This window comes from Exiguobacterium sp. B2(2022), assembly GCF_028823655.1.
Lineage (GTDB): Bacteria > Bacillota > Bacilli > Exiguobacteriales > Exiguobacteriaceae > Exiguobacterium > Exiguobacterium aestuarii_A.
This window is the reverse complement of record NZ_JAPEHX010000130.1, coordinates 1-963: the sequence shown is the minus strand read 5'-3', so window position 1 is coordinate 963 and position 963 is coordinate 1. Positions and strand designations below refer to the sequence as shown.

General features: G+C 49.4%; 2 protein-coding genes. Both read right to left on the bottom strand.

Going from position 1 to position 963, the window contains the following annotated elements; translation table 11 throughout:
- The coding region (locus ON063_RS14650; RefSeq protein ID WP_274665626.1) for a ribulose-phosphate 3-epimerase at positions 1–338 on the bottom strand (338 nt) is incomplete at its 3' end.
- A 3-nt stretch (positions 339–341) separates the two neighbouring features.
- The coding region (rsgA, locus tag ON063_RS14645) for a ribosome small subunit-dependent GTPase A (protein ID WP_274665625.1) at positions 342–963 on the bottom strand (622 nt) is incomplete at its 5' end.

The following is a 963-nucleotide window of genomic DNA, read 5'->3' as shown; positions in this document are numbered from 1 at the left end:
ACGACTCCACATTTTGCACCTGCCGCTTTGATTTGTTGCAAGACGCGATGCAAATGGTTCGTCGCTTCCACGTGAACGGTCACGATGTCCGCTCCCGCTTTCACGAAGTCTTCGACATAACGTTCCGGTTGGTCAATCATCAAATGCACATCGAGGACCATGTCTGATTTTTTACGCAAGCTTGCGAGGACCGGCAGACCAATCGAGATGTTCGGCACGAACTGTCCGTCCATGACGTCAAAATGGATATAGTCCGCTCCCGCTTCTTGGACAGCTTTCACTTCCGCCTCCAAATTGGCAAAGTCGGCCGCTAAAATAGATGGTGCAATTTTAATCATCTGTCAATACCTCCGTTTTCGATCGTTTAACTCCTCCATAAAGGTAACATAATTCTCGTACCTTGTTGAAGCGATTTCACCATTTTCAACGGCTTGTTTGATGGCACATCCCGGTTCATTCAGGTGAGCACATCCGCGGAACTTACAATCGTCATGGCGTTCCACGAAATCAGGGAAGCACCATCTGAGTTCGTCTGCCTCAAGTTCTTGAGGAAACTCCAAGCTTGAAAATCCAGGTGTGTCGGCAACAAGACCGTCCGCTAATTGAATTAACGTCACGTGACGCGTCGTGTGCTTTCCTCGACCGAGTGATTTAGAGATTTCCCCTGTCGCCAACTCGAGCTCTGGCGCGACGGCGTTAAGTAACGAACTTTTCCCGACACCGGTCTGACCGGCGAAGACACTCGTCTTCCCTTTAAAGAGACCGCGCACTTCATCCACTCCGTGCGCATGCTCTGTCGATGTCTCAATCACGTCATATCCGATGGCCCGGTAACGTGCAATCGCTTCTTGTATCGGCTCGACTTCATGTTCATCGAGCAAGTCCATCTTCGTCAAGACGATAATCGGATGAATTTGTTTCGATTCAATGAGCACGAGGAAACGGTCGAGCAAATGATACGAA